Source organism: Mycolicibacterium canariasense, from assembly GCF_002101555.1.
Lineage (GTDB): Bacteria > Actinomycetota > Actinomycetes > Mycobacteriales > Mycobacteriaceae > Mycobacterium > Mycobacterium canariasense.
Window position 1 is genome coordinate 1 of the sequence record NZ_LQOL01000005.1, and the last position, 7043, is coordinate 7043.

Annotated in this window: 7 protein-coding genes and 1 pseudogene; 3 read left to right on the forward strand and 5 right to left on the reverse strand. The window is 68.4% G+C overall.

Annotated features, from left to right (window positions below):
• Together AWB94_RS00940 and AWB94_RS00945 are read left to right on the forward strand one after the other, a co-directional pair.
• Positions 1-333 (forward strand): MmpS family transport accessory protein (locus AWB94_RS00940; RefSeq protein WP_234811564.1); only part of this gene is annotated, 333 nt, incomplete at its 5' end.
• On the forward strand, positions 333-965 hold the full coding sequence (locus tag AWB94_RS00945) for a DUF2561 family protein (protein ID WP_062654630.1): 633 nt from the start codon (positions 333-335) through the stop codon (positions 963-965). The genes AWB94_RS00940 and AWB94_RS00945, both read left to right, overlap by 1 nt.
• Positions 966-1160: 195 nt before the next feature.
• Here AWB94_RS00945 and qcrB read toward each other — a convergent pair whose 3' ends face one another.
• Genes qcrB through ctaE form a run of 4 tightly spaced genes read right to left on the reverse strand, consistent with a single transcriptional unit; the run spans position 1161 to position 5465 of the window.
• A complete protein-coding gene (gene qcrB / locus AWB94_RS00950) occupies positions 1161-2792 on the reverse strand; it encodes a cytochrome bc1 complex cytochrome b subunit (RefSeq protein WP_062654631.1) in 1632 nt (543 codons plus the stop codon).
• The gene (gene qcrA / locus AWB94_RS00955) at positions 2789-3988 is read right to left on the reverse strand and encodes a cytochrome bc1 complex Rieske iron-sulfur subunit (RefSeq protein WP_062654632.1); all 1200 of its coding nucleotides are present in this window, start codon (positions 3986-3988) and stop codon (positions 2789-2791) included. Before qcrA ends, qcrB begins: the two co-directional genes overlap by 4 nt.
• Complete coding sequence (gene qcrC, locus AWB94_RS00960) at positions 3985-4797, reverse strand: cytochrome bc1 complex diheme cytochrome c subunit (RefSeq protein ID WP_062654633.1); 813 nt, start codon at positions 4795-4797, stop codon at positions 3985-3987. Before qcrC ends, qcrA begins: the two co-directional genes overlap by 4 nt.
• Before the next feature lie 56 nt (positions 4798-4853).
• A complete protein-coding gene (gene ctaE / locus AWB94_RS00965; protein ID WP_062654634.1) occupies positions 4854-5465 on the reverse strand; it encodes an aa3-type cytochrome oxidase subunit III in 612 nt (203 codons plus the stop codon).
• A gap of 136 nt (positions 5466-5601) precedes the next feature.
• Between ctaE and trpD the strand changes: the two genes are divergently transcribed.
• On the forward strand, positions 5602-6672 hold the full coding sequence (gene trpD / locus AWB94_RS00970) for an anthranilate phosphoribosyltransferase (protein ID WP_085122190.1): 1071 nt from the start codon (positions 5602-5604) through the stop codon (positions 6670-6672).
• Here trpD and AWB94_RS00975 read toward each other — a convergent pair.
• Positions 6656-7043, reverse strand: a pseudogene (locus tag AWB94_RS00975) (DEDD exonuclease domain-containing protein); the annotation flags it as partial. The gene trpD and the pseudogene AWB94_RS00975 sit on opposite strands and share 17 nt — an antisense overlap.

The following is a 7043-nucleotide window of genomic DNA, read 5'->3' on the forward strand; positions in this document are numbered from 1 at the left end:
GCGCCGCCGCCCCCCACCACGACGGCACCGCCGCCGCCCCCGACGAGCACCACGCCCGCCGGTCCGCGCCAGGTGACCTACTCGGTGACCGGCACCAAGGCACCCGGTGACATCATCACCGTCACCTATATCGACGCGTCCGGCCGCAGCCGCACCCAGCGCAACGTGTACATCCCGTGGTCGCTGACGGTCACGCCGATCTCGCAGTCCGAGGTCGGGTCGGTGCAAGCCTCCAGCCTCTTCCTGGTGAGCCGGCTGAACTGTTCCATCACGACCAGTGACGGCACGGTGTTGTCCTCCAACACCGGCAATGCCGCCCAGACGAGCTGCTGATGCGCGACGAGAGACGATTGTCCGGCCCGGAGAACCTGGACCGCATCCTGCTGGGCGTGTGCGCCGGTGTCTGGCTGCTCGCACTCGGCGCCGGGGTGGCGGCCACCGTCGCGCTGGTCGACCTGAGCAACGGGCGCGGTTCGGTGCGTGCCGAGCTGTCCGGCTCGGATACGCCGTGGGTGCTCTACACCGTGATCGGGGTGTCGGCGGCCGTCATCGCCGCGGCCATCCCGTTGCTCATCCGGGCCCGCCGGGACAGCAACCAGCGCCCCCTGCGCGGGGTGGCCGGTAGCAGCGGCTCGGCCGCCGACGACATCGCCGCCATCACCGCCAAGCCGGGCGGCCGGCGTCGTGCCGGTACGGTTTCGGCCGCCTCTGCCGCTGCGGAGGGGCGGCGGCCGGCGCTGCCCGCGATCGTCGACGAGGTGTACGTGCGATGCACCACCGGCATCGGATGTGCGGTGGGCGCCGGGGTGCTGGCCGTCGGTGTCGGCACCTATCTGATGGCCACCGGTAGCGACACCGGAGCGTGGGCGGCGTATATCGTCGCCGGCCTGATCACGGTCGGGATGGCCGCGATCCCGTGGTTCTACCTGCGCGAGCTGCACGCCGTCACCGGTAGCGCTGCTTAGTTCGCCCGGCAGGCGTCCAACCCGTTCGGTTCACGAGTGTGGGCCCTGTGCACGCCAAGACCCGTAAAGGCGTGCACAGGGCCCACACTCGTCTGAACCTCGGTGCCGGGGCCGGCGGGGGAGGGGAGTGACGTAGTTCGCCAAAGCGGAAGGGCCCGCACAGCTTTCGCTGTGCGGGCCCTTCCGATTGTCGAACTAGTGGTGCCCGTTGGAACCGTTGGTGCTGTCCTGGCGCTCCCGCAGTGCCGTCAGCGCCTTGTGCTCGGCGGCGTGGGCCGCCTCGGTCAGCGCCTCGTGCTGCTCGATCGGGTCGGGCTTGAGGAAGCTGCCGCTCCCCGGTGCACCGCCGGAACCCAACTTGTTCATCCGCTTGGGCAGGGCCGCGCCCTGGTACTCCAGCGGAATCGGGTGACCGTGCTCGTCCACCGGGCCGAGCGGCTGGTGCAGCTCGATGTAGGCACCCTGCGGCAGGCGCTTGATGATGCCCGTCTCGATGCCGTGCTCCAGCACCGCCCGGTCGCTGCGCTGCAAGCTGATCGCCCACCGGTAGGTGATGTAGTAGACGATCGCGGGCAGCACCACCATGCCGATGCGGCCGATCCACGTCGTCGCGTTCAGCGAGATGTGGAACTTCAGCGCGATGATGTCGTTCATGCAGGCAAACGTCAGCAGAATGTAGAACGACACCGCCATCGCGCCGATGGCCGTCCGAACCGGTGCGTCACGCGGCCGCTGCAGCAGGTTGTGGTGCGCGTCGTCGCCGGTGAACTTCTTCTCCAGGAACGGCCACGCGATCAGCAGACCGAACACCAGACCCATGCCCATGGCGATCCAGAAGGGCTGCGGGATGGTGTGGTTGCCGATGTAGATCTCCCACGGCGGGAACAGACGGATCAGGCCGTCGGTCCACATCATGTAGAAGTCGGGCTGACTACCGGCCGACACCTGCGAGGGCTTGTAGGGCCCCAGCTGCCAGATCGGGTTGATCTGCAGCAGGCCGCCCATCAGGCCCAGGATGCCGGTGATGATGGCGAAGAACGCACCCGACTTCACCGCGAACACCGGCATGACGCGCACGCCCACCACATTGTTCTCGGTGCGGCCGGGGCCGGGGAACTGGGTGTGCTTCTGGAACCACAGGATCATCATGTGTGCCGCGATGAGCGCCAGGATGACACCCGGGATGAGCAGGATGTGCAGGGAGTAGATGCGCGGGATGAAGATGTCGCCGGGGAAGTCGCCGCCGAACAGCGCCCAGTGCATCCAGGTGCCGACGACCGGGATACCCATCGTGATGCCGGACAGGGCGGCGCGGACGCCGGTCCCGGACAGCAGATCGTCGGGCAGCGAGTAACCGAAGAACCCCTCGAACATGGCCAGGATCAACAGCAGCGAGCCGATCACCCAGTTCGCCTCGCGCGGCCGCCGGAAGGCGCCGGTGAAGAAGATGCGCGCCAGGTGGACCATGATCGACGCCGCGAACAGCAGGGCCGCCCAGTGGTGCACCTGGCGGACGAAGAGGCCACCGCGCACCTCGAAGCTGATGTCCAGGGCCGTCTCATAGGCCCGCGACATCTGCACACCGCGCAGCGGCTGGTACACGCCGTTGTAGGTGACCTCGGCCATCGACGGGTCGAAGAACAGCGTCAGGTACACGCCGGTGATCAGCAGCACGATGAAGCTGTACAGCGCGATCTCACCCAACAGGAAGGACCAGTGGGTGGGGAACACCTTGTTCAGCTGACGGCGAGCCGCTGCCGACGGGTGGAACCGTGAATCGATCGCGTCGCCTTGGTGGGCGGCGAGCTTGGCAAGGTCAGGGCTCATGATTTGCGCTCCCAGAATGCCGGTCCGACGGGCTCGATGAAGTCACCGTTGGCGACCAGGTACCCGTCCTTGTCGATGGTAATGGGCAGCTGCGCCAACGCACGTGCTGCCGGGCCGAAGATCGGGCGCGCGAAGTGCAGCGCGTCGAACTGCGACTGGTGGCACGGGCACAGGATGCGGTAGGTCTGCTGCTCGTAGAGCGACGAGGGGCAGCCCAGGTGCGAGCACACCTTGGTGTAGGCGAACAGCTCACCGAAGTTGAAGCTCTCCTGGCCCTGACGCTTGACCACCCGACCCATGTCGTTGGGCTTGATGCGGATGAGCATCACCGGGTTGCGCACACCGAGGGCGATCTCGGCGAGGTGATGCGCCGACTCCACCGTGGTGCCGTCACCGTCGGACTCCCGCCACGGGAACACCGTCTCCATACCGCCGGCGTCGATGTCCTCCGGACGCATCTTGACGAAGGGGGACTCGCCGGGCAGGCCGGTCGCCCGCGCCAGGTAGATGGTCTCGCCCTGGAAGCGCGGCGTCCAGCCCGAGGTCCACAGCACGGCCTTCTTGCCCTCGGCGGTCTGCACCACCGGCTTCCACGGGTTCTTGATCAGACCGCCGAGGAAGGCGACCAGCGTGCCGAGCCCGAAAGCGCCGAGACCGATACCCAGCGACAGCCCGATCAGCTTGCGCCGCTTGATGGTCGAGGAGTCCAGCGCGTCACCCAGCTGGGCCGCGATGGTCTTGCGGTGCAGTTCCGGGGACCGGCCGTCGTGGCGGTCCTGGATGGCGATCTCCTCGGGGATGAACTTCTTCTGGTACAGCACCGCGCCGACGCCGATGGACAGGATGGACAACCCGAACGTCAGACCGTACAGCGGGGTGGCCAGCGAGTAGAGCCATTCACCTTCGGACCCGTAGGGCTTGTACTCCCACGGCCACAACAGGAAGATCACCAGCAGAGCCAGTCCGGCGACACCGCCGAACAGCAGCCAGTACGCGACGGTGCGCGAGGCCCGCTTCTCGGCGTTGGTGCCCTCGATGGGCCAGCGCGGCTCCTTGTAGACGATCTCGACGCCGTCGAGCTTGCCGCCGAGTTCCAGCAGTTCCTCGCGCGACATGGTCGCCAGTTCGGCGTCGGTGGGCTGGCCGGGGACGCCGGTCTGCCCGGGGGTATCGGTGCCCTTGATGTCACCGCTCATGCACGTGCTCCGATCCACATCGCGATACCGATCGCGGCAACCATCCCGATGATCCAGACAGCCATGCCCTCGGGCGCGGGGCCGAACCCGCCGAGGCCGTAGCCGCCGGGGCTGGGGGTGGCCGCCGCTTCCCGCACATAGCTGACGATGTCGACCTTCTCCTGCGGGGAGAGCTGGCGGTCGGAGAACTTCGGCATGTTCTGCGGGCCGGTGAGCATCGCGGTGTACACCTGCGCGGGCACCTTGGACGCCTCACCGAGATCGGGCGCGAACTTACCGGAGGACAGCGCGCCGCCCTTGCCGGTGAAGTTGTGGCAGGACGCGCAGTTCAGCCGGAACAGGTCGCCGCCGCGGGCCACGTCGCCGGACAGCAGCGACTCATCGGCGATGTGCCCGTTGGCATCTCGCGGGACGACAGGGCCGCCGCCGTTGGCCTGTACGTAGGCGCCGAGCGCGTCGATCTGGTGCTCGTCGAAGACCGGATCCTTGCGCGGGGCCTGGGCCTCGCCGCGCATCGCCGGCATACGTCCGGTCGACACCTGGAAGTAGACGGCCGCCTCGCCCGCGCCGATGAGGCTCGGTCCACGGTCGGGCACACCTTGCAGGTTGGCGCCGTGGCAGCTGACACACGAGGTGTCGAACAGCTGCTTGCCGGTGCGCAGCAGCGCCGAGGACGACTCGTCGGCGACCGCCACCTGGGGGGTGGGTGTCAGCGTGGCCGCGACGGCGCCCGCCGCACCGAGCCCGATCAGCAGCAGCACCGCCGCTGACAGGCGCCGGTGCAACCGACGGCGAGACTTGGTGGTCATCGAACCCCTTCTCATCGACTGGATCACCGGACTGAACGGACGCATCGGCGAGCCGATCATCGGACGAAGTAGATGACGGCGAACAGGGCGATCCACACGATGTCGACGAAGTGCCAGTAATAGGAGACGACGATCGCTGCGGTGGCCTGGGCCGGCGTGAACTTGCTCATGCGGGTACGCGCGAGCAGGAAGAGGAAGGCGACGAGACCACCGATGACGTGCAACCCGTGGAAGCCGGTCGCCAGGTAGAAGACCGAGCCGTAGGCGCTACCCGGGATGGTGGTGCCGTGCTCGACGAGGTGGATGTACTCGTAGCCCTGGCCGCCGACGAAGAACGCGCCCATCAAGAACGTGATGACGTACCACCGGCGCAGGCCGAAGACATCACCGCGCTCCGCGGCGAACACGCCCATCTGGCAGGTGAACGAGGAGGCGATCAGCACGGCGGTCACCGGCACGGCCAGCCACAGGTTGAGCTCGGTGGGGGGCGGCGGCCAGACGCCGTGTGCTTGGGCTCGCGCGGTGAAGTACATCGCGAACAGCCCAGCGAAGAACATCAGTTCACTGGAAAGCCACACGATGGTGCCGACACTGACCATATTCGGCCTGTTCAGCGAATGTACGCGAGACGTGATCGCGGTTCCGGAAGTCCCTACAGCGCTCGTCACAGGTGCAAGTATGACGCTTTGTAGTTGATTAACTCCACCCGGGTTCCGATTTGATCGAGGTTGTGTCGCGATCGGGCGGCGATCCGGCCGTGGTCGACCCGCCGGGGCGTCCCCGGCCAGGCGATAGCATCACTTGGTGCCTCTCGCTGAACCCCACTCCGACGTATCCACCTGGCCGCAGATTCTCGGCCTGCTGACGACACACCAGGATCTGCTGCGGGGGCAGGCGAGCTGGGCGATGGACCAGATCATGACCGGCGCGGCGACGCCCGCCCAGATCTCCGGTTTCGCGGTGGCGATGAAGATGAAGCGCCCCAACTCCGCCGAGGTGCGAGAGCTGGCCGACGCGATGCTCAAGCATGCCCGCCGGCTGCCCGCCGAGGCGGTCGGCAACGCCGCCGTCGACATCGTGGGTACCGGCGGCGACGGCTCCAACACGGTGAACCTGTCCACCATGGCCTCGATCGTGGTGGCCGCCGCCGGTGTGCCCGTGATCAAGCACGGCAACCGGGCGGCGTCGTCACTGTCGGGCGGTGCCGACACCCTGGAAGCCCTCGGTGTGCGCATCGACCTGGGCCCCGAGGATGTGGCCCGCAGCCTCGGCGAAGTCGGCATCGGCTTCGCGTTCGCCCCGCAGTTCCATCCGTCCTACCGACACGCGTCGGTGGTGCGCCGCGAGATCGGCGTGCCGACCGTCTTCAATCTGCTCGGGCCGCTGACCAATCCGGCCGCACCGCGGGCCGGCTTGATCGGTTGCGCTTGGGGCGACCTGGCCGAGGTGATGGCCGGTGTGTTCGCCGCGCGGGGATCCAGTGTGCTGGTGGTACACGGCGACGACGGACTCGACGAACTGACCACGACCACCACCAGCACCATCTGGCGGGTACAGGCCGGCACCGTGGAGCGGCTCACGCTGGACCCGGCGGCATTCGGGTTCAAGCGTGCCGACCTGAGCGAGCTGATCGGCGGCGACGCCGAGGCCAATGCCGCGTCGGTGCGCTCGGTGCTCGGCGGGGCCAAGGGCCCGGTGCGCGACGCGGTCGTGCTCAACGCGGCCGGTGCGATGGTGGCCCACGCCGGATTGTCCGGCGATGCCCAGTGGGTGCCGGCGTGGGAGTCCGGGCTGCGCCGTGCCGCCGATGCGATCGACTCCGGTGCCGCCGAGCAACTGCTGGCCAAGTGGGTTCAGTTCACCCAGAAAGCCTAGGCGGGTAGGCCGTTCGCGCCGGCGGGTCGATGCCGAAACGGTCGTCGGTGAGGTCGGCGCCGTCGTGCTGCTGGGCAGCCAGCCGGGCCGAGCGGGCGTGCGCGGCCCAGCCGGCCCACCGCGCGGCCGACCCGATCGGACTGGAGTAGCCCGGTTCGGCATGCACGATGCGCACCCCGGGCCCCGCCAGCCACCGCGCGATCAACCCGGTCTCTTCGACCAGCGCCCCGCCCAGCGGTGCGGGCTCCGGCAGGATCGTCTGCGCCGCAGCGCAAATGGCGTCCACCACGGGCATGGGCGGCACCCCACGGCGCGCACAGCCGGCCGAGGCCAGCTGCCCGTGCCGGATGACCGCCAGCTCCCACCCGGCC